The sequence below is a fragment of the Streptomyces sirii genome, assembly GCF_045690365.1.
Classification (GTDB): Bacteria; Actinomycetota; Actinomycetes; order Streptomycetales; family Streptomycetaceae; genus Streptomyces; species Streptomyces sirii.
Map to the genome: position 1 here is coordinate 7317675 of NZ_CP147982.1, position 20683 is coordinate 7338357.

Sequence of the window (20683 nt, forward strand, 5' to 3'; positions counted from 1 at the left end):
GCGCCGCGATGCCGCACCGTCATTTCACGCGCCTGCGCCGTGCCCTCGTGGCCTTCCTGGCCCTCGCGCTCACCGCGCTCGCCCTCGCGGGCTGCGGCCGGCCCGGCAGCCCGCCGGTCAAGGGCCCCAAGGGCAGCGAACTGCCCCAGTATCAGGTCGCCAAGGACTTCTCCCTGCCCGACTCCCCGACCTGGGTGCGGGCCAAGAAACGCGGCCATCTCATCATCGGCGTCAAGGAGGACCAGCCCTACCTCGGCGAGCGGGACCCGGCCTCCGGCCTCTACTCCGGCTTCGACATCGAGATCGCCAGGATGGCGTCGGCCGCACTCGGGTTCCCGCCCGACACCATCGAGTTCAAGACGATCGCCTCCGCCAACCGCGAGACGGCCCTGCAGAACGGCCAGATCGACCTCTACGTCGGTACGTACACCATCAACGACAAGCGCAAGAAGCTGGTGGGCTTCGCGGGCCCCTACTACATGGCCGGCCAGTCGCTGCTGGTGCGCGCCGACGAGACCGACATCAAGGGGCCGGGGGACCTGGCCGGCAGACGCGTCTGCTCGGCCGCCGGCTCGACCCCGTACCAGCGCATGCAGACCGAGTACCCCAAGGCCGTCCTCGTCGCCTACGACACCTACTCGGTGTGCGTCGACAACCTGCTGACCTACCAGGTCGACGCGGTCACCACCGATGACGCGATCCTGCTGGGCTACGCCGCCAAGGTGCCCGACGAGCTGAAGGTCGTCGGCAAGCCGTTCTCCCAGGAGCCGTACGGCATCGGTGTCCCGCACGGCGACGACGCGCTGCGCCTCGCGCTCGACGACGCGCTCGCCGCGGACGAGGCGAACGGCAACTGGCAGAAGGCCTACGACGCGACCCTCGGCCTGTCCGGGGTGCCCGCGCCCAAGCCGCCCCCGATCGACCGCTACCCGGCGAGCTGAGGAGCCAAGGAACCTACCGATGAACGTTCTCCTCGACAACCTCTCCCTCTACGGGGAGGGTCTGCTGGGCACCGTCGAACTCACCGTCTACGCCTCGCTGCTCGCGCTCGTCCTGGGCTTCCTCATGGCGGCCTTCCGCGTCGCACCGGTCGGTTCGCTGCGGGCCCTGGGCACGGCATGGGTGACGGTGCTGCGCAACACGCCGCTGACGCTGCTGTTCTTCGCGGTGGTGCTGGGCCTGCCGCGCTTCGGCCTCGTACTGCCCTTCCAGCTCTTCGCCATCCTGGCGCTGGGCTGCTACACCTCGGCCTTCATCTGCGAGGCGCTGCGCTCCGGCATCAACACCGTGCCGGTCGGCCAGGGCGAGGCGGCCCGCAGCCTGGGCCTGACCTTTCCCCAGACCCTCGGCGACATCGTCCTGCCGCAGGCCTTCCGGTCCGTCATCCCGCCCATCGGCTCCACGCTGATCGCGCTCGCCAAGAACTCCGCGATCGCCGGCGCCTTCAGCGTCACCGAACTGCTCGGCGTCTACAAGCCGCTCAGCGAGATGGGCTACAGCATCATCTGGTCCTTCGTCTGGATCGCGGTGGGCTATCTGATCGTGACCCTGTCCATCAGCGCGATCTTCAACGTGCTGGAGAAGCGCTTCGGAGTCGCCCGATGACCACCACCGCCCTGTACGACATTCCGGGCCCGCGGACCAGGGCGCGGCACCGGCTCTACGGCTTCGGGGCGACGGTCGTCATCATCGCCCTGGTCGCCTGGATCGTCTACCTCCTCTTCGACACCGGGCAGTTCACCGCGGCCAAGTGGATCCCCTTCCTCTACAAGGGGATCCAGGAACTGTTGCTCACCGGCCTCGGCAACACCCTGCGGGCCTTCGCCCTCGCGGCGGTGCTGTCCCTGGCGCTCGGCGCGGTGCTCGCGACCGGCCGGCTCTCCGAACACCGGATCGTGCGCTGGGTGTGCACCCTGGTGGTGGAGTTCTTCCGCGCGATGCCCCTGCTCGTCATGATCTTCTTCATCTATGTGGCGCTGCAGGTCGCGCCGCTGCCCGCCCTGGTCGCCGGCCTCACCCTCTACAACGGCTCGGTCCTCGCGGAGGTCTTCCGCAGCGGCGTCAACGCCGTCGAGCGCGGCCAGCGGGAGGCCGCGTACGCACTGGGCATGCGCAAGACCCAGGTCATGACGCACGTCCTGGTGCCGCAGGCGGTCCGTGCGATGCTCCCGGCGATCATCAGCCAGCTGGTGGTCGCCCTGAAGGACACCTCGCTCGGCTACCTCATCACCTACGAGGAGTTCCTGCACGCCGGCAAGCTGATCGCCTCCAACCTCGACTACGGTCTGCCGTTCATCCCCGTCGTCATGATCATCTCGCCGATCTACATCGGGTTGTGCATGCTGCTGTCCTGGCTGGCCAACTGGGTCTCCCGGCGTCAGAAGCGCAACCCCAAGGTCGAGGCCGTCGAGGTGGCCGCCGCCGAGCCCGGCACCCTTCTGCCGGGGGACCACCAGCGCCACAGGGGGTGAGCGCCCGAGGGCGTAGGTCCCCCTCCGCCGCGCGGCGGAGCCGGAACCTCCGCACGAACGACGCCCGGGAGCAGGGGAGACGGCGACGATCGATGCCGCAGCCACACCTGTCGGTATCTGTCGGACGGAGCCCGGAATGCCCTTCAAGCCCCTGCGCGTCACCGCCGCCCTCGCCCTCGTCCTCGCCCTGGCGGCCCCGGCCGCCGCGGTGGCACCCGCGGAGCCGGGCACCCCCGCGCCCACCACCTTTTCCGCCCTCAAGGGCGAGGCCCGCATGGAGTACCCCGTCGACACCGAGGAGGTCCGCTTCTCGATCGACGCGTCCCGGGGAGCGAGCCGGACCTGATCCGGTCGGCCAGGAGGCGCGCCCCAGGTGTGGCGTGGGGCGTTGGTGCGCGATCCATGGCGGTGGTGGTGCTGGCACCACCCCGAAGACGGGAACCAGCATGATCGATCGCGGGTCCCCGGAGCCCGAACATCGAACCAGACGCCGCGCAGCAGAGCGCGGCCACAGGGAGGTTCGATGTCCAGGTCCAGGAAGCCGCGATGGCCCGTGGCCGCCGTATCGGGTGTGGTGGCCGCGGCCATCGCGACCGCCGTCGCCCCGGCGGTCGCGACGCCGTCCGCACCGGCGGGCGGCGGCCCCGCACCCGGCCTGTCGCGCTACACCGGGCAGCGGCTCGACTGGCAGCCCTGCGACCGGGAGCCTTCGCTCCAGTGCGCGGCGATGACCGTGCCCCGCGACTGGCACCACCCGGGGACCGGCGCGGACCTGACCGTCGAGGTGTCCCGGCACCGGGCCACCGACCCCGCACGGCGCCGCGGGGTGCTGATGATGGCCGCCGGCGGGCCGGGTGCCTCGGGGCTCACGCGGCCCGCGGGCTTCGTCAAGGCGTCGCCCGCGGTCGGCGCCGCGTACGACGTGGTCGGCTTCGACCAGCGGGCGGTCGGCAGCAGCTCGCACGGGACATGCCAGACCGACGCCGAGTTCCGCGACTTCTACGCGGGCGACTTCCGCGACCGCTCGCCCGCGGCGGTCCAGGGCGTTCTGGACCGGTCGCGGAAGTTCGTGAAGGACTGTCGCAAGCGCAGCGGCGACCTGGTCGAGTACCTCACCACCGACCAGGCCGTACGCGATATGGACCTGTTCCGCGCACTGCTCGGCGTGCGCAGGATCTCGTACTACGGGCCGTCGTACGCCACCTGGCTCGGCGCGTACTACGCGACGGAGTTCCCGCAACATGTCGAGCGGGCCGTGCTGGACAGCAATCTGCCCTTCCACGAGACCTGGCAGCAGGCCGAACTGGGGCAGCCGAAGAGCTTCCAGCGCCGTTTCGAGCAGGACTTCCTGCCGTGGATCGCCCGGTACGACGCGGTCTACCACTACGGGAGCACCGCCGCCGAAGCGAAGGCGACATGGGAGGCGCGCCGCAAGGCGCTGCACGACCACCCGATCACGATCGGCTCGCAGACGATCGGGCCCAACCAGCTCGACAACGCCACGCTCCAGGGGATGTACAACGCAGACCGGCAGTGGGACGGGCTGGCGTCCGTACTGGCCGCCCTGGAGCACTGGGACACGGCGACGCCCGCCGAGCGCCGGCTCGCCCAACAGGCCTTCGGCAACTACCTGTCTCCCGGCTTCGCCGCCACGTACTTCCCGGTCACCTGCAACGACACCCCGTGGAGCCGGGATCTCGGCCATTGGATACGGCGGAGCGCCCAGGACACCAAGAAGTACCCGCTGGTCGGGGCGCGGGAGCTGGCGTATGCCGCGACCTGCGTGTACTGGCCCGAGTCGGCCGCGCCGCGAGTGAAGGTCACCGGCAAGGGGCTGCCACCCACGCTGATGCTCAACTCCGTGCACGACCCGGCCACGTACTACGAGGGCGCGGTGCGGGCGCACCGGGCGCTGCGGGGCTCGCGCCTGGTCACGGTGACGGGCGGTGGCGACCACGGGCAGTACCAGAACGGCAACGCCTGCGTGGACCGCATCGTCGACGCCTACCTCCTGCACGGAACCGTCCCGGCACACGACGCGACCTGCCCCACCAAGCCGCTGCCCGTACCGGCACGGCAGCGTCACTGACGGTTTCAGGATGAAGTGCGACGGCATCGTGCTGGCGCAGGAGGCCGCCCGAACACACAAGCACGACTCCATCGGTACCGAACACCTCCTCCTCGGCCTGCTCGGCGAACCGCGGGGCCTGGCGCATGAGGTGCTGCGGCGCCAGGCGTCGCAGGCTGATCCACGCAGATCGGGGAGGCACCCTGAGGTGCCTCCCGCCGCCTCGGCCCCGGGGCCGGTGCCTCAGTCGCGTACCGGCACCGACACATACGACGGATCGTTCGCCGGGGAGGAGAACGTCAGCCGTGCGCCGCTCGGATTGTGCTCGATGTACAGCGGGTCGACGGTGTCCACGACCACCGTCAGCCGGTGCCCGGCGGGGACGTCGTAGGCCGTGGAGAAGAGGTCCAGGTCCACGCCGAACGGTTGGCCCGGGGTCTTGTCGTGGAAGGTGAACGGCGCGTGGGTGACCAGCTTGCCGATGCCCAGCGGCCCCACGTCGTAGAGGTAGGCGATGGCGGTGCCGCTCTCGGCGGTGCTGGTGAGGGTGGTGTGCAGCTTGGTGGTGCCGCGGACCCGCTGCCCGCTCTCGTAGCGCTCGGACTGCCAGACGGCGGCCAGGGAGCGCGGCAGCAGCGGGATCGAGGCCATCGGCGGCAACCGGAAGAACTGGTCGAGCATGCTGGAGAGGAAGATCAGCCCGCCGTTGGCGCCCGAGTCCCAGTTGGTGTTGATCTGCTTGCTGCCGCCCAGCTCGATCCTGCGGTGCGCGGACGGCACGTCCTTCCAGCTCTGGTAGCCCTCGTACGCGCCGGTGGAACGGGACTTGAGCAGTACCGGCGACTCGCGGTCGATGCCGTTGTCCGCGCCCTTGAGGTAGTGGTCGAACCACCGCTTGGTGTTGGTCCAGGTGTCGTTGGGCAGTCCGAAGAGCCCCGTCGCCTCGGCCGTCGCATGGTCACCGGGGCGGAATTCCAGCCGCTTGGGGCCCTTGAGCTTCTCGTAGAAGTCGGCGTACTGGTTGGGCGGGAAGAGTGAGTCGCCCCAGGCGTTGCCGAGCATGATCGCGGCGCCGTTGGCGTTGATCTTGTCGAGGTAGGTGGCGGGGGAGCGCTTCTTCCCCCACGCGATCATGTCCTGCTCCTTGGCGAGGTTCGAGCCGAGGAAGTCCTTGAGGATGGTCCGCAGTTCGGGGCTCGGCCGCCCCGTCAGCTCGCCCGCACCGCCGAGCATCGCCGCCGCCTGCAGATGCTGGGTACGGCCGCTGTAGATCGAACCGATCAGGTCGCCCCAGCCGCTGAGCGCCGCAACCACCTTGATCCGCTTGTCGAACGCGGAGGCCAGCAGGCTGATACCGGCGCCGTAGGAGACGCCGGCCATGCCGACCTTCTGCGGATCGGCCGGTGTGTTGGCCAGCGCCCAGTCGATGACCTTCGAGGCATCGGCGATGTCCTGCGGTCCGGCCGTCTCGATCTGCCCGCCGGACTGCCAGAACCCGCGCGAGTTGTAGCCGACCACCACATAGCCCGCGTCGGCCAGCTTCTTGGCCTGGGCCAGGTACTCGACCTGCGGCATTCCCCAGCTGGTCGGCAGCACGATGACCGGGTACCGACGGGTCCCGTCGGCGCCGGCCGGGGTGAACACGTTCGCCTTGAGGGTGATCCCGCCGTCGCCTTCGATGTCGACGAACCTGACGGAGGGCGCTGCCGTGAAGGAGTCGGCGGACGCCGCCGTCGTGGGGGCTGATGTCGGTGCCGCTGCCTGGGCGGCCGGCGCACCGGTGAGAACGGTGGTGGCCAGCACTGCCGCCGAGACGGTGCCGATCGCGGCACGCAGAGTCGTGCGGGAGGGCGTCATCTTCTGCTCCAGATCTCGAAGCGAGCCCGCCGTACGCTGTCGGAAGACAGGAGGGGCGTACGGCGGCCCGAGTTGACTGGAGAGTAAGGTGCGTGACTTACCTTAGGTAACCCGTCGGTAGGTTACGGGTGGGTAACGTCCGTGGGTCCAGGGCGAGTCGGCGCGGCCGCGCGCGGGGCGCGGGTGGTGGCCGTGGACGCCGAGCCCGATATGGCCCGGCGGGCCGCGGGCGCCGTTCCCGATGTGTGCGTACAGGTTGCTGCCCTGCCCCGACTCCCCTTTGCCGACGCCCGGTTCGATGCCATCGTCGGCAACTTCGTACTCAATCACGTGGGGCGGTCGAGAGCGGCCCTGGACGAGTTGCGTCGGGTGACCCGGCCGGGCGGCCGGGCCCCGGCCGTCGCGTCCTGCCGTCAGGCGGTCCGCGGCAGGGTGGTGAGGAAGGCCTCCAGTGCGGCGTTGAACTCGTCCGCCCGCTCCAGGTTCGGCATGTGGGCCGCCTGCTCGATCACCGTCAACTGGGCGTGCGGAATGCGTCGGTGGATGTCGCGGGCGTCGCTCACCGGTGTGTACGTGTCCTCCGTGCCGACCACCACCAGCGCCGGAACCGATATCCGCGACAACATCTCGGTGTAGTCGGGGCGTTCGGCGCGGCCGCGCAGCGCCGCCGCCGCGCCCTCGGGCGGTGTGCCCGTCATCATTCCCATGACGTGGCGGGCGACGTCCGGCCGGGTGGCGATGGTGTGCGGCGCGATCATCTTCGGCAGGACCTCGTGTGCGTAGCCGGACATCCCCTCCCGCAGGACGCGCTCCGCCATGTCGCGGCGCGCGGCCTTGCCTGCGTCGGTCTCCGCCGCGGGGAAGGTGTCCGCGAGCACCATGCCCCGGATCCGGTGCGGGAACAGCCGCCAGAACTCCATGACGATCTGGCCTCCCATGGACAGACCGCCGAGCACGAAGCGCTCGATGCCGAGACGGTCGAGCAGGGCGACGGTGTCGCGGACGAAGGTCTCCAGCGGGGTCGTGCCCGGGACGACGGAACTCTCGCCGTAGCCCCGCAGGTCCGGGGCGATCACCCGCCATCCGGCCCGGCTGAAGTGCTCGATCTGCGGGCGCCACATCGAGCGGTCGAACGGGTGGCCGTGGAGGAGCACCAGTGGTTCGCCGTCGCCCTCGTCCTCGTAACCGACGCTGATCTCCGCGAATCGGGTCGATCCCATGCCGCGCATCCCCTCTGCCGCTGTGTGGTTCCTCGGTTCCTCGATGCTATGAGGGGCAATTGCTCGGTGCAATATAAATAATGATCTCGGTGCAATGTGGCGTAAGGTGCTCGTCGAGAAGCGGAGACGCCGAGAAGTCGAGAAGCCAAGGAGTCGAGAAGTCGAGAAGTCGAGAAGCGCTCGTCGAGGACGGCGGGTTCGTGTGAGTCACGGGCGCGTATGCGTGACGGGCCCGTGCGAGGAAGAGGGGAAGGGGCGATGGACGACTATCGCGTGATCGCCGACGAGCTGGCGGCGGAGATCGCCGCCGGCCGGCTCCGGCCCGGTGACCGGCTGCCGCCGCTGCGCCGGTTCGCCCGCGACCGGCGGATCGCCGGCTCGACGGCGGCCCGGGTGTACCGGGAGCTGGGCCGACGGGGGCTGACGCTGGGCGAGGTCGGCCGCGGCACGTTCGTCCGCACCGCCGCCCCGTCGGCCGAGCCCGCGCTCGCCGAGCCCGGTGACGCCAGGATCGACCTGGAGCTCAACTTCCCGGTGTTGCCGGAGCACCCCGCCCTGCTCGGCAGGAGCCTTGAGCATCTGCTGCGCCCCGACGCCCTGGCCGACGCGCTCCGCCCGGTGGGCGCCGCCGGTACGCCGGCGGCCCGGCAGGCCGCGGCGGCGCACCTCGCCCGTGCCGGCTGGGCCCCGGACCCCCGGCGGCTGCTCTTCGCCGGCAACGGCCGGCAGGCGCTGGCCGCCGCGATCGCCTCGCTGGTTCCGGCCGGTGAGCGCCTCGGCGTCGAATCCCTCACCTACCCCGTCGTCAAGGGCATCGCGGCCCGCCTGGGCGTCACGCTGGTACCCCTCGCCATGGACGAGCACGGACTGACGGCCGAGGCGCTCCGCACGGCCGCCCCGCTGCGCGCCGTCTACCTCCAGCCGGCCCTGCACAACCCGCTGGGCATCACGATGCCGGAGCGGCGACGCGAGGAACTCGCCGCGGTGCTGGGGGAGTTGGGCATCCACGCCGTCGAGGACGCCATCTACGGATTCCTCCGCGAGGACCTGCCGCCGCTCGCGGCGCTGGCGCCCGAACGCACCGTGGTCGTCGACAGCCTGTCCAAGCGGCTCGCCCCCGGCCTGTCCCTGGGGTTCCTCACGGTGCCCGCGGCTCTCACCCAGGACGTGGCGACGGCGCTGCGATCGGGGACCTGGACGGCCTCCGGCTTCGCGCTCGACGCCGCGACCCGCTGGATGGCCGACGGGACCGCGGCGGCCATCGAAGAGGACAAGCGCCGGGACGCCGCGGCACGCCAGCGGATCGTCGCCGAACGGCTGGCCGGCTTCCGGCTACGAGCCGATCCGCACGCGTACCACTGCTGGTGGGAGCTGCCGGAGCCATGGCGCGCCGACACCTTCGTCGCGGCCGCCGCGCGCCGCGGGATCGCCGTCACGCCCTCGGGAGCGTTCGCGGTGGGCGCGGGTCACACGCCCAACGCCGTACGGCTGGCGCTCGCCTCCCCGCCCCTGGACGCCCTGGCCGAAGCGCTGGGCGTCCTGGGCGAACTGGCGCACGGCTCACCGGAGGACGCCGGACCGGAGTGACGGAGAGAAGCGGAAGGGAGCGCCGGCCGGGAGCGCCGGCCGGGGTGCTCAGGTGCCGCTCATCAGCTCACCGAGCCCCCTGCGCAGGTCGTCCGCGTTCATCACCGGCTGGAGGGAGACCTTGGCGTGCCAATCCATGAAGAACGACTCGACCAGGGCCGGCATCTGCGATGACTGCTGCATGTCGAAGTAGTAGAAGCAGGCACGGTCGCCACCGTCGAGGGTGAAGTAGGCCGCCTCCGGTTGCAGCGCGGCGATCGCCGTCTCCATGATCTTCGGCAGGGCGCCGCTGTTGATCAGTTCGTTGCCCACTTCGGTAGGTATCCGGGCCGTCAGAACCATCCTCATCGGGCTCACTCCTCGCGTGGATCTCGTGGAGTTCACAGTCCCTGTGTTCTCAGGGTCTCACGGTACGGGCGGGGCCTCGCGGTACGGGCGAGGCGCTCGGGGCGGGGGGAGCCGGGGCGGCGGTCAGGAGCCGAGTCGGAGGTGCTCGGGGCGTCCGCTCGGCGGTACCTCCTCGGCCGGCGCTACCGGACCCGGCGGGGTGCCGTCGCCGAACGGCCGGCCGCCCAACTCCTCGCGGTGGTGCGGCGTCAGCCAGCCGGACAGGTCCGGGCCCAAGGGGACGATGCCGGTCGGGTTGATGCCGGTGTGCACCCGGTAGTAGTGCTGCTTGATGTGGTGGAAGTCGACGGTGTCGCCGAAGCCCGGCGTCTGGTAGAGGTCCCTGGCGTACGCCCACAGCGCCGGGGCCTCGGCCAGCTTGAACCGGTTGCACTTGAAGTGCCCGTGGTAGGCGGCGTCGAAGCGGACCAGTGTGGTGAACAGTCGGACGTCGGCCTCCGTGAGGGTGTCGCCCACGAGGTAGCGCTGATCGGACAGCCGCTCCGACAGCAGGTCCAGCCGCCGGAAGAGATCGCGGAAGGCGGCGTCGTACTCGCTCTGCCTGGTGGCGAAACCGGCTCGGTACACGCCGTTGTTGACGTCCCGGTAGACACCCGCCATGACGACGTCGATCTCCTCGCGCAGCCGCTCCGGATACAGGTCCGGAGCGCCCGGCCGGTGCAGCGCCGTCCACTGTGTCGACAGGTCGAGGGTGATCTGCTGGAAGTCGTTGGTGACGAGCTTGCCGCTGGGCACGTCGACGACGGCGGGGACGCTGACCCCGCCCGGGTAGCCCTTCTCGCGGGCGTCGTAGGCCTCGCTCAGGAAGCGGATGCCGAGTACGGGGTCGCGTCCGTCCGGATCCAGGGTGAAGCGCCAGCTGCGGTCGTCCTGCAGCGGATCGGGGATGGCGAGCGAGAGCGCGTCCTCCAGGCCGAGCAGCCGCCGCACGATGACGGCGCGGCTCGCCCAGGGGCAGGCGCGGCTCGCCACCAGCCGGTAGCGGCCGGCCTCGACCGGCCAGCCGTCGCGGCCGTCCGCCGTGATGCGGTCCGCGAAGTGGCTCCGGGAGCGCTTGAAGGTCGCTCTGCCGTACTCGGTGTTGCCGCACATCGCGTTGCCCTCGGTGGCGTGGGGCATCACCGGCTCCTTCCGTCCGCGGTGGTCACCTGCTCTTGTCGAGCCTTCCCGTACCGACGTGGTCGTCCCGCGGCGTCAGCCGCCCGGCGCATCGCACCACCCGACGGCATATCGCATATCGCGCTCTCTTTCGTTATCAACGGCGCCACGCTTCTCGCCCCGGCTCACGGCGATCGGCCGGCGGACGACTGGCGGCGGGTCGGGGACGGCATCACATCCGGTTTCAGCGGCATCGTGGTCGACGGTCGTCACGGCGATACGGTCGACACCCTCGCCGTACGCGACAACAAGGAGCCCGGCCAGCAGCGGCTGGTCGCCGTGCGGTACAGCCGGCACGCGAAGCCGCAGGTGAGGGCGGTCGAATGGCGGGGCGGGCAGCCCGTCGACCTGGAGGCGATCGACGCCGTGCCGGGGCGGGACCGGGAGTACGTGGCCCTCGCCGCCGGACACAAGATCGAGGCGCTGGCGTGCCTGCCGGGGTCGAGCACGGGCATCCTGGGCACGGACGACGAGAACGACGGCGGCTCGGTCACCACGGCGGCGTTCTGCCGCCCGTAAGCTGACGGGGCTCGGAGCCTGACCGGGCCCGCGACCTGAGGGGGCCCGGACCCCCCGTCCCAAGGCGCTCCGGGGGCAGCCGTCCCTGCCCCCGCCCCGCCTCAGCCCAGGCGTGTCAGATCGGGCCGCAGCCGATGCCAGATCGGGTGCCGCAGCCGTCCGGCCGAGGTCCAGCCGGTGAGCGTGATCTCGGCGACCAGCCGGGGCTCGGCCCAGTGCGCGCCCATGGTGTCCACGGGATTGATGAACGGTGAGCGGTCCATCGGGATCACCGCCAGGTACTGCGCCAGCTCCCGCCGTTCCCGGTCCGACAGCCCCGAGCCCACGGAGCCGACGTACCGCAGCCCGGCCGGCTCCGCCACGCCCGCCAGGACGGAACCGGGGAGCCCCGCGAGCACACCGTGCCCCTCCGTCCAGCCGCCGATGACCACGTCGAGGGTGAGCAGATGCTTCGTCTTGCGCCACTCGGGTGACCGGACACCCTGCAGATACGCCGAGTTCAGCCGCTTCGCCACGACCCCTTCGAGCCCGCCCTGGAGCGAGGCCTCCCACGCCTGCTGCGCATGGCCCTGCAGATAGGCGGGCGCCGACCAGTTGGGGCCGCGCAGCCGCAGCCCGGACAGGACCGACCGGCGCTCGTGATAGGGCAAAGCGAGCAGCGAACCGCCCAGGTACATGATGTCGAAGAGGACCAGATGTACGGGGTGCTCCATGGCCAGCCGGGCCGTACGCCGCGGGTTCACCACGCCCATCCGCCGCTGCAGCAGCCCGAAGTCCGGCCGTCCCCGCGCGTCCAGCACCACCACCTCGCCGTCGAGCACCGCCGGCCGGCCCCGCAGCTGCTCGCCCAGCGGCGCCAGCTCCGGGTAGGTGCCGGTCGCGTCGTTGCCCGCCCGTGTGACCAGCCGGAGCGTGCCGTCCCCGGGTGTGTTGACGATGCAGCGCGCGCCGTCCCATTTGGCCTCGAACGCCCAGGCCGCCTCCTCGTCCTCGTCGGGCAGCGGCCCGATCGCGGCCAGCATCGGCCGGATCACGGGGTACGGGGTCGAGCCGTGCTCGGCGGTCGGGGCCATAGTTCGATGATCGGGCGAGGCCAGGGCGCTCGCAGATCGGCGCCGGACGTCAGGACGCAGGCGCCTCGCCCCCTTCCCCTGCCTGCCTCGCCTCCCTTCCTCCCGTCCTTTCCTCCCCGCTCCTTTCCCCCTCCTTCCCTCCCGGCTCCTTCCTCCCGTCCCGCGCGATTCCCGTTTGCCTTCCTAGGGGTCCTAGGGTAAACCTAATACCCCTAGGAAGGGAGGGCGCGCATGGTGCGGGCCGGGCTGACGGCGGAGCGGGTGACGATCGCGGGCGCCGAGCTGGCGGACGAGGTCGGGCTGGATCAGGTGACCATGTCGCAGGTGGCGCGGCGGCTGGGCGTGAAGGACGCGAGCCTGTACACGCACGTCCGCGGTCTGGAGGACCTGCGCGGGCGGATCGCGCTGCTGGCGGCGGACGAGAAGACCATCCGTATCGCGGAGGCGACCGCCGGACGATCGGGCAAGGACGCGCTGGTCGCGTTCGCCGACGCCTGGCGGGCGTACGCCCATGAGCACCCGGGCCGCTATATGGCGACGCAGCTCCCCCTCCAGATCGATCCCGAGCTGGCCGCGAAGGCGCCCGGACCGCGACGCGCCGTCGAGCTGACCTACGGCATGCTGCGCGGCTACGGACTGGCCGAGCCCGATCTGACCGACGCGGTCCGGTTGCTGCGCAGCACCTTCCACGGGTTCGTCGCCCTGGAGGCCGCGGGCGGGTTCGCGCACCAGCGCTCGCCGCAGCACTCCTGGGTCCGCGCCCTGGACGCCCTGCACTCCCTCCTGGAGCACTGGCCCCCGCTGAGTGAAGGAGACTCCTCATGACCGACCCGACCATCGGCCGCCTGCGCGTGAACGGCGCGACCCTGCACTACGAGGTGCGCGGCAAGGGCCCGCTCCTGCTGCTGATCCCCGGAGGGGCGGGCGGAGCGGCCGCCTTCGACGGCGTCGCCGACGACCTGGCCGCCGCATACACCGTCGCGACCTACGACCCGCGCGGGATGTCCCGCAGCACACTGGACGGCCCCGAGGCCGAGCAGCGGGTGGCCGAGCACGCCGACGACGCGCTGCGGCTTCTGGACCTGCTGTCGCCCGAGGAGCCCGCCCGGGTGTTCGGCATGAGCTCGGGTGCGATCGCCGCCTTGGGGCTGCTCACCGCCCGCCCTGAACGCGTCGAGCGCGTCGTGGCGCACGAGCCGCCGCTGGTGGAGGTCCTGCCCGACGCCGCCGAGCACCGTGCGCTCCCCGAGCGGGTGCGGGAGGTGTTCCGTACCCAGGGGCTCATGCCGGCCATGGCCGAGTTCGCCGCCGGTCTGGCGAAGGGCGGCGAGGCCGCCGTGCCGAAGGCCGCGATGGAGCTGCCGCCCCAGGCCGCGGCGCGGGCCGAGCGGACCATGGCCAACCTGCCCTACTTCGTCGAACGCATCGTGCCCTCCTTCATGCTCTACGCCGCGGACCTCCACCGGCTGGAGGCACTCGTGGACCGGCTCGTCCTGGCCGGCGGCCAGGACTCGCACGGTGAACTGCCCTACCGGTCGGCCGCTTTCCTGGCCCAGCGGCTCGGCACGGAATTTCTGCACTTCCCCGGCGGGCACACCGGACTGACCACCCACCCCGCCGAGTTCGGCACAGCCCTTCGCAAGGCCTTCGGGGACTAGGGGGTGTCCGGACCCGCGCTCTACTGCCAGGTCGCGGTGTCGGGGTCGATGCTGTGGGAGCGCGCGCTGGCGTCGATGATGCGACGGAACCACGTGGCAAGGCCGGCGCGGATGCCGTCGTAGTGGGCGGCGAATGCCGGATCAGCCTCGTACATGCGGCCGAGGCAGACCTGCATCTGCCGGGTGAGGGGGAAGTACGAAGCAAAGACCTCGCGGTGCCGCTCGACGAGTCGATTCGCTTCCGGGCTACCGGGTGTGACGCCGGCGTCCATGGCTTCCCCGAGGGCACGGTCGAGACCGGCGACGGCGTCGGTGACGGCCTGCCATTCCTCCGGACCGCGCGAGGCCGAGCGTTCGGCGTACTGCCGCCATTGCGTGGTGTCTCCGTAGCGCTGACGGGCCTGAGCGGGCCAGTCCGGGTTCCACTGCGGGCCGAAGACCGCGGCCTGCTGCTCGATGGTCAGCAGCAGGCCCCGCTCGTGGGCGTCGATCATCCGATCCAGTCCGACGCTGAGTTGCCGGAGGCGGTCGATCCGTTCGGCGACCTGGGTGCGCTGCGCGCGCAATGCGCCGGGCACGTCTGCGGTCGAGTCGTCCAAGACGGCCCGAATCCCGTCCAGGCCGAGACCGAGCTCACGGTAGACGACGATGCGGTGCAGGCGTTCCAGATCACCAGCGGTGTAGAGCCGGTATCCGGCAGCCGTGCGCAGCGACGGTCGCGCCAGGCCGATCTCGTCCCAGTGGTGCAGCGCGCGGACCGTCACGTCCAGACGCGCCGAGACCTGACCGACGGTCAGGCCATCGGCGTCAGTGGCATCAGGCATGCTCCACATTGTCGTCGCGATCGACGCCCGGTGGGGTGATCCCGATGGCTTCAAGGTTCCGTGCCTCCTGACTGGCCGGATCAAAGGGCTTCGCGGCGGTGAAGACGATCCGTGCGTTCTCGGGGGTGATCACTTCCACATCGCGGGTGTTCCAGGGGGTGTCCCGTGGACCGTCGACCGAGTTCGGGCGCAACGCACGACATGCCTCGACAAGGGAATCGACCTGGCTGAGCAGGCCCGCGAAGCTGAAGCTCATCGCCGGCGGCTGCTCCGGAACGCTCGCCGCCGAGACGAGGAGTACGTCCTGGAACGCCCACCGGCGCAGATGCACAAGCGTGCCGGGGATGCTGAACAGCTCGAAGAACCCGAGCCCACGAATCCAGAAGTCCATCGACGCCGCCAGATCGCTCGTGGGTATCGTCACGAAGGCGGGCATTCCATAGATGCCACGGAACGGCTCCGGCGGAACCGCATCCGGGCCGGGAGTGGGCACGGGGCTCATCTCGAACGCGTTGTAGTAGTCGCTCATGGGCCCCACTCTTCAGCCTCACGCGGCGTGAGGGTCAAGCCGAGTTCGTGGGCAGCGACGCGGAAGGTCCCGGGCCCGGCCCTCGCGGTCACGTCGCCGGTGAATCGGTGCGGTGGGCGGGGGTGCGGTCCAGGAACGAGCGAACGGCTCGGGCGAACCCGTCGGGGTCATCGGCGTAGAGCCAGTGTCCGCAGCCGTCGTCGAACTCCGTCGCGCTGTCGAGGAAGTAGCCGGCGTCGGGAACACCGTGCTCGGGCGGCACGGTGGGCTCCCTTGCGGTGGGTGGACGAGGCGGTGAACAGGTGGCGGTGGGCCGTTGGGTTGCTTCCACCATGGAGAGCACGGCCGCATCCGTCCCATCGTTTCCCTAAGATCGTTTCCGGTACGGCAGGTGGAGATCGATGTGTTGAGGGAGGGCGTCCGATGAGCCGGGCGGTATTGGTGACCGGGGCTTCGCGGGGGATCGGACGGGCGGTCGCCGAGTTGTTCGCGGCCGGCGGCGATCGCGTCGCGCTGCACTACTCGTCGCGCCGGGAGGCGGCCGAGGACGCGTTCGGGGCGCTGGCGGGCGGCGGGCATGTGCTGGTGCAGGGCGATGTGCGGACGCCGGAGGGGGCGGCCGAGATCGTCGGGGCGGCGGTGGACGGGCTCGGCGGCGTCGACGTCCTCGTCAACAACGCCGCCGCGAATGTGGCGCACCCGCTGGACCGTACGTCGTTCGAGGACTGGCAGCGGGCCTGGCGGCAGGTCGTGGACGTGAATCTGCTGGGCGCGGCGAACGTCAGCTACTGCGCGGCGCGCAACATGATCGAGCGGGAGGTGGAGGGGCGGATCGTCAACATCGGGTCGCGGGGGGCGTTCCGCGGTGAGCCGGACCATCCCGCCTACGGCGCGTCGAAGGCGGCGCTGCACGCCATGGGGCAGTCGCTGGCGGTCCATCTGGCGCCGTACGGGATCGGTGTGGCGTCGGTGGCGCCCGGGTTCGTGCAGACCGAGCGGGTCGCGGAGCGCCTCACCGACGAGGTCCGGGGACAGAGCCCGTTCGGGCGGGTCGCGTCGCCGGAGGACGTGGCCTCGGCCGTGCACTACCTCGCCTCGCCGGCGGCGCTCTGGTCCTCGGGCACCGTGCTGGACGTCAACGGGGCGTCGCATCTGCGCTGAGGTCGTCGCGCCCGGGGCCCGGGCGGTGCACGCGCCCGGTACGGAGAGGGGGGAGCCCCGGCCGAACGGGGGATTCCGGCCGGGGCTCGCAGCGGGCAGGGGGGAAGCGCCCGCCGCGATTGAACGATAAACCATCACGAGAGCTGGAAGTGCGGCGGGTGACCGCTCTCACCCTCGGCGGGACTCCGCGAGCCTCCCTCCCGCCCCCTCCGGCGGACCATAGTTTGTCCGGCTATGACCCCCCTTTTCTCCAGGACGAAGCGGATGATGGTGGGCCGCCCGCTGGACAGTGCGCGGCTCGGCGAGACGCTGCTGCCCAAGCGGCTGGCGCTACCGATCTTCTGCAGCGACCCGCTGTCCTCGGTCGCCTACGCCACCGAGGAGATCCTCCTGGTCGTGGGCCTGGGCGGGGTCGCGCTGCTGCATCTGACCTGGTACGCCGCGGCCGCCATCGTCCTGGTCCTGGTCGTCGTGGTCGCGTCCTACCGGCAGACCTGCTACGCGTATCCCGGTGGCGGTGGCGCCTACCTCGTCAGCGCGCAGAACCTCGGGCGCGGCGCGGCGCTCACCGCGGCGAGCGCGCTGCTCGTCGACTATGTGCTGACCGTCGCGGTCTCCGTCGTCTCCGGCGTCGCCGCGATCACCTCCGCGATCCCCTCCCTCGGCGGCCACAACGTGGCGCTGTCCGTCGCGTTCGTGGTGCTGCTGACGCTGATGAACCTGCGCGGGGTGCGGGAGTCGGGCCGGATCTTCGCCGTCCCCACCTACGGCTTCGTCTTCTTCGTCTACCTGATGTTCGCGTTCGCCGCCGTACGGATGGCCACCGGCGCGACGGTCCGCGCCGAGTCCGCGGACCTGCCGCTGCACGCCGCATCGGTCTACACGGGGCTGGCGCTGGTCCTGCTGGGGATGCGCGCCTTCGCCTCCGGGTGCACGGCGCTGACCGGAGTCGAGGCGATCAGCAACGGCGTGCCCGCGTTCCGCAGGCCCAAGAGCCGCAACGCCGCCACCACGCTGCTGGTCATGGGGTTCTTCTCCGTCACCATGTTCGGCGGGATCACGATCCTGGCCATGCTCTACGACGTGCATGTCGCGGTGGACCCCACCGAGCTGGGGCTGCCGGCCCACACGCCGACCTCCACCGCGCTCGCCCAGATCGCCCGTGCCGCCTTCGGCGACCTCGACGCCCTGTTCTACCTGTTGCAGGCCTTCACGGCCGGGGTGCTGGTCCTCGCCGCCAACACCGCCTTCAACGGCTTCCCCATGCTGGCGTCCGTCCTCGCCGAGGACCGCTTCGCGCCCCGGCAGCTGCGCAACCGCGGCGACCGACTGGTCTTCTCCAACGGGATCGTGCTGCTCGCGCTGGCCGCGATCGGGCTGATCGTCCTCTTCGACGCCGAGCTGACCCACCTCATCCAGCTCTACATCATCGGCGTCTTCGTCTCCTTCACCCTCTCCCAGACCGGCATGGTCCGGCACTGGCGGAAGGTTCTGGCCGCCCCGGGGCTGCGGCCCCGCGAACGGGCCCGGCGCCGCCGCTCCCAGGCGATCAACGCGGTCGGCGCGGTGCTGACCGGGCTGGTGCTGATCATCGTCGTGATCACCAAGTTCACGCACGGCGCCTGGATCGTGGTGATCGCCATGCCGACGCTGTTCCTGGGGATGCGCGCGGTGCGCCGGCACTACGAGCGGGTCGCGCAGGAACTGTCGGCCACCCCGGACGCGCGGCCCTGGGCGCCGGCCGGGAACGCGGTGATGGTGCTGGTCAGCGACCTGCACGTGCCCACGCTCAAGGCCCTGGGCTACGCCCGTACGATGCGTGCCACCTCACTGGAGGCGCTGACCGTCGCGGTCGATCCCGCCGATGTGACCGGACTGCGCGCGCAGTGGGACGCCCATGGCATCGACGTACCGCTGCAGGTGCTCAGCTCGCCCTACCGGGACTTCACCCAGCCGGTGGTCGACTACGTGGTCGAGACCGGCGAGCGGTACCCCGGCGCCGCCGTCACGGTCGTCATCCCCCAGTTCATCGTCGGCCACTGGTGGGAGCAGCCGCTGCACAACCAGAGCGCCCTGCGGCTCACGGCCCGGCTGATGTTCACGCCGGGGGTGACCGTGGTCAACGTTCCCTATCGCCTCTAGGGACGCCCCGGACAACCCGGACACCCCTGGCGACGGCCGACGACGCGGGGAGCGAGCCCGGCCCTACGGGCTCAGCGCCAGGACGATGTAGGCGGCCAGCAGCGTGAGGTGCACACCGCCCTGGAGCGGGGTGGCACGGCCGGGGACCACCGTCAGGGTGCCGACCGTCACGGTCAGCGCGAGCAGCACCAGATGGCTGGCGCCCAGGCCCAGGATCAGCGGCCCCGGCAGCCGGGCCGTGGCGACGGCGACCGCGGGGATGGTCAGGCCGATGCTGGCCATCGCCGAGCCCAGGCCCAGGTTCAGGCTCGTCTGGACGCGGTCGCGGCGGGCCGCGCGGACCGCCGCGATGGTCTCCGGCAGCAGCACCAGCAGGGCGATGACGATGCCCACGACCGACGCCGGCAGCCCGGCGGCGATCACCGCGGACTCGATGGTGGGCGACACCGCCTTCGCCAGCCCGACCACCGAGATCAGCGCCAGCGCCAGCAGCCCCAGGCTCGTCCACGCCGCCCGCGCCGACGGCGGGTGGGCGTGCTCCTCGCTGTCGATCACCTCGCCGGACGAGGTCACCGGCAGGAAGTAGTCCCGGTGCCGGACGGTCTGGGTGGCCACGAACAGCCCGTAGAGGATCAGCGCGGACAGCGCGGCGAAGACCAGCTGCGGAGTGGAGAACTGCGGGCCCGGAGCGCTGGTGGTGAACGTCGGCAGCACCAGGCTCAGCCCCGCCACCGTCGCGACCGTCGCCAGCGCCGCGCCGGTGCCCTCGGCGTTGAAGACGGCCACCCTGCGCTTGAGCGAGGCGACCAGCAGGGACAGTCCGACGATGCCGTTGCAGGTGATCATCACCGCCGCGAAGACGGTGTCCCGGGCGAGCGTCGCGCTCTTCTCGCCGCCGTCGGCCATCAGCGTGACGATCAGCGCCACCTCGATGATGGTCACCGCGACGGCGAGCACCAGCGACCCGAACGGCTCACCCACGCGGAGTGCGATCACCTCGGCGTGGTGCACCGCGGCCAGCACCGCCGCGGCCAGGAAGCACGACACCAGGGCGACCACGCCGCCCGGCAGCGACCGCCCCCAGGTCAGGACCAGCAGGACCACCGCCAGCACCGGCAGCACATCGCTCCAGTGCTGGGCGGTGGAACGGAGGCCGGCGATCATGCTGTCGAGCCTGGCAGATCAGCGGGGCGGCCGCCCGCCAGGTCGGCCGGTCGGCCGCACCCCGGCCGCCCGACGGTGCGTCGGCCTCAGGCCGCGGCCCGGTGGCTCTTCGTCTCGGCGGGCGTGGTCGCGGCCTTGGTGACGTCGGCGACCAGCTCGACCACGTCCGGCCCGTAGGCCTGCGAGTTGACCACCTTCAGCAGGAGGCAGAACTGGCCGTCGGCGCCGTGCTTACGGGCCAGCCGGGCCCGGTTGCGCACCAGGTGGCGGACCGCGGCCCGGTGGGTGACCGGGCGCTGGCCGGCCGCCAGGAACACCGGGCGGCCGCCTTCACCCGCCGTCAGACGGGCAAGCAGGACGTACTCCACCGCGCCGGGCTCCATCCGGTACGTCGAGCCGCCGACCGAGAAGGTTCCGCGGCCCGCACCGGACTCGTCGCCCGGGTGCACGGCGACGCCCGGCAGCAGATTGGATATATGGGCGGCCAGTCGGCGGTGCGCGGTGGGGTCGCCGACGCAGAACTCGGTGCGCGCCCCGAAGCCCTGGAGGCCGGTGTCGTGCGGGGCGACCTCGGGGTGCGCACCGCAGGTCTCCACCACCGCGGCCAGCCCCAGCAGCGCAAGGGCGTCATGGCGCGGGATGCTCCAGTGGGCCGAGGAGCTGTCCCGGTGGGTCACCAGCACGCACTCCGAGCCTTCCGGCAGCCCGAAGAAGCTCTGTTCGCGGGCGAGCTTCCGGCGGGCCGCCGCCGAATACCCGGCCCAGCCGGCCGCCAGGCCCAGGGCGAGGGCGGCGACCGCGACGGACAGGAGCAGCAGGGTGTCATCCATGGCCGGGGAGCGTA

21 protein-coding genes and 2 pseudogenes are annotated in these 20683 nt (G+C 71.4%); 13 read left to right on the forward strand and 10 right to left on the reverse strand.

Features of this window, described 5'->3' with window-relative positions:
* Nucleotides 1-8 precede the first annotated feature (8 nt).
* From WAB15_RS32515 to WAB15_RS32540, 6 genes and pseudogenes are all read left to right on the forward strand, one after another.
* Nucleotides 9-941: a glutamate ABC transporter substrate-binding protein gene (locus tag WAB15_RS32515; protein WP_407288421.1), complete on the forward strand. Its 933-nt coding sequence runs from the start codon at nt 9-11 to the stop codon at nt 939-941.
* A 19-nt stretch (nt 942-960) separates the two neighbouring features.
* Nucleotides 961-1605: an amino acid ABC transporter permease gene (locus WAB15_RS32520; protein WP_407288422.1), complete on the forward strand. Its 645-nt coding sequence runs from the start codon at nt 961-963 to the stop codon at nt 1603-1605.
* Nucleotides 1602-2471 (forward strand): amino acid ABC transporter permease, encoded by an 870-nt coding sequence (locus WAB15_RS32525; RefSeq protein ID WP_407288423.1) that lies wholly within the window; start codon nt 1602-1604, stop codon nt 2469-2471. The genes WAB15_RS32520 and WAB15_RS32525 overlap by 4 nt, the downstream gene beginning before the upstream one ends.
* Before the next feature lie 136 nt (nt 2472-2607).
* A complete protein-coding gene (locus WAB15_RS32530) occupies nt 2608-2817 on the forward strand; it encodes a hypothetical protein (RefSeq protein ID WP_399148846.1) in 210 nt (69 codons plus the stop codon).
* Nucleotides 2818-2994: 177 nt separating this feature from the next.
* Complete coding sequence (locus WAB15_RS32535) at nt 2995-4560, forward strand: alpha/beta hydrolase (protein WP_407288424.1); 1566 nt, start codon at nt 2995-2997, stop codon at nt 4558-4560.
* Between the two features lie 10 nt (nt 4561-4570).
* Nucleotides 4571-4693, forward strand: a pseudogene (locus WAB15_RS32540) (Clp protease N-terminal domain-containing protein); the annotation flags it as partial.
* An 89-nt stretch (nt 4694-4782) separates the two neighbouring features.
* Here WAB15_RS32540 and WAB15_RS32545 read toward each other — a convergent pair.
* Entirely contained in the window at nt 4783-6396 is a 1614-nt protein-coding gene (locus tag WAB15_RS32545; protein ID WP_407288425.1) for a CocE/NonD family hydrolase, read from the reverse strand.
* A 141-nt stretch (nt 6397-6537) separates the two neighbouring features.
* On the opposite strand from WAB15_RS32545, the pseudogene WAB15_RS32550 reads away from it, so the two are divergent.
* Nucleotides 6538-6774: pseudogene (locus WAB15_RS32550) on the forward strand (class I SAM-dependent methyltransferase); the annotation flags it as partial.
* A gap of 35 nt (nt 6775-6809) precedes the next feature.
* Here WAB15_RS32550 and WAB15_RS32555 read toward each other — a convergent pair.
* The gene (locus WAB15_RS32555; RefSeq protein WP_407288426.1) at nt 6810-7616 is read right to left on the reverse strand and encodes an alpha/beta fold hydrolase; all 807 of its coding nucleotides are present in this window, start codon (nt 7614-7616) and stop codon (nt 6810-6812) included.
* Nucleotides 7617-7874: 258 nt separating this feature from the next.
* Here WAB15_RS32555 and WAB15_RS32560 point away from each other — a divergent pair, with 258 nt between their 5' ends.
* Nucleotides 7875-9203 (forward strand): PLP-dependent aminotransferase family protein, encoded by a 1329-nt coding sequence (locus WAB15_RS32560; RefSeq protein WP_407288427.1) that lies wholly within the window; start codon nt 7875-7877, stop codon nt 9201-9203.
* Nucleotides 9204-9251: 48 nt separating this feature from the next.
* On the opposite strand, the gene WAB15_RS32565 is transcribed toward WAB15_RS32560, so the two are convergent.
* Entirely contained in the window at nt 9252-9551 is a 300-nt protein-coding gene (locus WAB15_RS32565) for a hypothetical protein (protein ID WP_399148851.1), read from the reverse strand.
* Between the two features lie 123 nt (nt 9552-9674).
* Nucleotides 9675-10730: a glutathione S-transferase family protein gene (locus WAB15_RS32570; RefSeq protein ID WP_407288428.1), complete on the reverse strand. Its 1056-nt coding sequence runs from the start codon at nt 10728-10730 to the stop codon at nt 9675-9677.
* A gap of 234 nt (nt 10731-10964) precedes the next feature.
* On the opposite strand from WAB15_RS32570, the gene WAB15_RS32575 reads away from it, so the two are divergent.
* Nucleotides 10965-11288, forward strand: a complete 324-nt coding sequence (locus tag WAB15_RS32575; protein ID WP_407288429.1) for a hypothetical protein — start codon at nt 10965-10967, stop codon at nt 11286-11288.
* A gap of 101 nt (nt 11289-11389) precedes the next feature.
* On the opposite strand, the gene ligD is transcribed toward WAB15_RS32575, so the two are convergent.
* On the reverse strand, nt 11390-12361 hold the full coding sequence (ligD, locus tag WAB15_RS32580) for a non-homologous end-joining DNA ligase (RefSeq protein ID WP_407288430.1): 972 nt from the start codon (nt 12359-12361) through the stop codon (nt 11390-11392).
* Nucleotides 12362-12592: 231 nt separating this feature from the next.
* Here ligD and WAB15_RS32585 point away from each other — a divergent pair, with 231 nt between their 5' ends.
* Entirely contained in the window at nt 12593-13186 is a 594-nt protein-coding gene (locus WAB15_RS32585; RefSeq protein ID WP_407288431.1) for a TetR/AcrR family transcriptional regulator, read from the forward strand.
* Entirely contained in the window at nt 13183-14019 is an 837-nt protein-coding gene (locus WAB15_RS32590) for an alpha/beta fold hydrolase (protein WP_407288432.1), read from the forward strand. The genes WAB15_RS32585 and WAB15_RS32590 overlap by 4 nt, the downstream gene beginning before the upstream one ends.
* A 20-nt stretch (nt 14020-14039) precedes the next feature.
* On the opposite strand, the gene WAB15_RS32595 is transcribed toward WAB15_RS32590, so the two are convergent.
* The 3 genes from WAB15_RS32595 to WAB15_RS32605 form a co-directional block, all read right to left on the reverse strand.
* Nucleotides 14040-14843, reverse strand: coding sequence for a MerR family transcriptional regulator (locus tag WAB15_RS32595; RefSeq protein ID WP_407288433.1), 804 nt, complete (start codon nt 14841-14843; stop codon nt 14040-14042).
* Nucleotides 14836-15372: a VOC family protein gene (locus WAB15_RS32600; RefSeq protein ID WP_407288434.1), complete on the reverse strand. Its 537-nt coding sequence runs from the start codon at nt 15370-15372 to the stop codon at nt 14836-14838. Before WAB15_RS32600 ends, WAB15_RS32595 begins: the two co-directional genes overlap by 8 nt.
* Nucleotides 15373-15460: 88 nt before the next feature.
* A complete protein-coding gene (locus tag WAB15_RS32605) occupies nt 15461-15634 on the reverse strand; it encodes a hypothetical protein (protein ID WP_407288435.1) in 174 nt (57 codons plus the stop codon).
* 161 nt (nt 15635-15795) lie between these two features.
* Between WAB15_RS32605 and WAB15_RS32610 the strand changes: the two genes are divergently transcribed.
* Both WAB15_RS32610 and WAB15_RS32615 read left to right on the forward strand, forming a co-directional pair.
* A complete protein-coding gene (locus WAB15_RS32610; RefSeq protein ID WP_407288436.1) occupies nt 15796-16533 on the forward strand; it encodes an SDR family NAD(P)-dependent oxidoreductase in 738 nt (245 codons plus the stop codon).
* Nucleotides 16534-16767: 234 nt separating this feature from the next.
* A complete protein-coding gene (locus tag WAB15_RS32615) occupies nt 16768-18675 on the forward strand; it encodes an APC family permease (RefSeq protein WP_407288437.1) in 1908 nt (635 codons plus the stop codon).
* A 63-nt stretch (nt 18676-18738) separates the two neighbouring features.
* Here WAB15_RS32615 and WAB15_RS32620 read toward each other — a convergent pair whose 3' ends face one another.
* Entirely contained in the window at nt 18739-19839 is a 1101-nt protein-coding gene (locus WAB15_RS32620; RefSeq protein ID WP_407288438.1) for a calcium:proton antiporter, read from the reverse strand.
* 86 nt (nt 19840-19925) lie between these two features.
* Nucleotides 19926-20669: a hypothetical protein gene (locus WAB15_RS32625; RefSeq protein ID WP_399148863.1), complete on the reverse strand. Its 744-nt coding sequence runs from the start codon at nt 20667-20669 to the stop codon at nt 19926-19928.
* Between the last annotated feature and the right edge of the window lie 14 nt (nt 20670-20683).

What these genes read in the sequence shown, in the direction of transcription:
- WAB15_RS32560 (WP_407288427.1), top strand. Translation starts at nt 7,875, where the DNA reads ATGGACGACTATCGCGTGATCGCCGACGAGCTGGCGGCGGAGATCGCC.
- WAB15_RS32610 (WP_407288436.1), top strand. Translation starts at nt 15,796, where the DNA reads ATGAGCCGGGCGGTATTGGTGACCGGGGCTTCGCGGGGGATCGGACGG.
- WAB15_RS32520 (WP_407288422.1), top strand. Translation starts at nt 961, where the DNA reads ATGAACGTTCTCCTCGACAACCTCTCCCTCTACGGGGAGGGTCTGCTG.
- WAB15_RS32525 (WP_407288423.1), top strand. Translation starts at nt 1,602, where the DNA reads ATGACCACCACCGCCCTGTACGACATTCCGGGCCCGCGGACCAGGGCG.
- WAB15_RS32555 (WP_407288426.1), bottom strand. Translation starts at nt 7,616, where the DNA reads ATGGGATCGACCCGATTCGCGGAGATCAGCGTCGGTTACGAGGACGAG.
- ligD (WP_407288430.1), bottom strand. Translation starts at nt 12,361, where the DNA reads ATGGCCCCGACCGCCGAGCACGGCTCGACCCCGTACCCCGTGATCCGG.
- WAB15_RS32570 (WP_407288428.1), bottom strand. Translation starts at nt 10,730, where the DNA reads ATGCCCCACGCCACCGAGGGCAACGCGATGTGCGGCAACACCGAGTAC.
- WAB15_RS32535 (WP_407288424.1), top strand. Translation starts at nt 2,995, where the DNA reads ATGTCCAGGTCCAGGAAGCCGCGATGGCCCGTGGCCGCCGTATCGGGT.
- WAB15_RS32615 (WP_407288437.1), top strand. Translation starts at nt 16,768, where the DNA reads ATGACCCCCCTTTTCTCCAGGACGAAGCGGATGATGGTGGGCCGCCCG.
- WAB15_RS32545 (WP_407288425.1), bottom strand. Translation starts at nt 6,396, where the DNA reads ATGACGCCCTCCCGCACGACTCTGCGTGCCGCGATCGGCACCGTCTCG.
- WAB15_RS32620 (WP_407288438.1), bottom strand. Translation starts at nt 19,839, where the DNA reads ATGATCGCCGGCCTCCGTTCCACCGCCCAGCACTGGAGCGATGTGCTG.
- WAB15_RS32585 (WP_407288431.1), top strand. Translation starts at nt 12,593, where the DNA reads ATGGTGCGGGCCGGGCTGACGGCGGAGCGGGTGACGATCGCGGGCGCC.
- WAB15_RS32625 (WP_399148863.1), bottom strand. Translation starts at nt 20,669, where the DNA reads ATGGATGACACCCTGCTGCTCCTGTCCGTCGCGGTCGCCGCCCTCGCC.
- WAB15_RS32530 (WP_399148846.1), top strand. Translation starts at nt 2,608, where the DNA reads ATGCCCTTCAAGCCCCTGCGCGTCACCGCCGCCCTCGCCCTCGTCCTC.
- WAB15_RS32515 (WP_407288421.1), top strand. Translation starts at nt 9, where the DNA reads ATGCCGCACCGTCATTTCACGCGCCTGCGCCGTGCCCTCGTGGCCTTC.
- WAB15_RS32565 (WP_399148851.1), bottom strand. Translation starts at nt 9,551, where the DNA reads ATGAGGATGGTTCTGACGGCCCGGATACCTACCGAAGTGGGCAACGAA.
- WAB15_RS32595 (WP_407288433.1), bottom strand. Translation starts at nt 14,843, where the DNA reads ATGCCTGATGCCACTGACGCCGATGGCCTGACCGTCGGTCAGGTCTCG.
- WAB15_RS32590 (WP_407288432.1), top strand. Translation starts at nt 13,183, where the DNA reads ATGACCGACCCGACCATCGGCCGCCTGCGCGTGAACGGCGCGACCCTG.
- WAB15_RS32600 (WP_407288434.1), bottom strand. Translation starts at nt 15,372, where the DNA reads ATGAGCGACTACTACAACGCGTTCGAGATGAGCCCCGTGCCCACTCCC.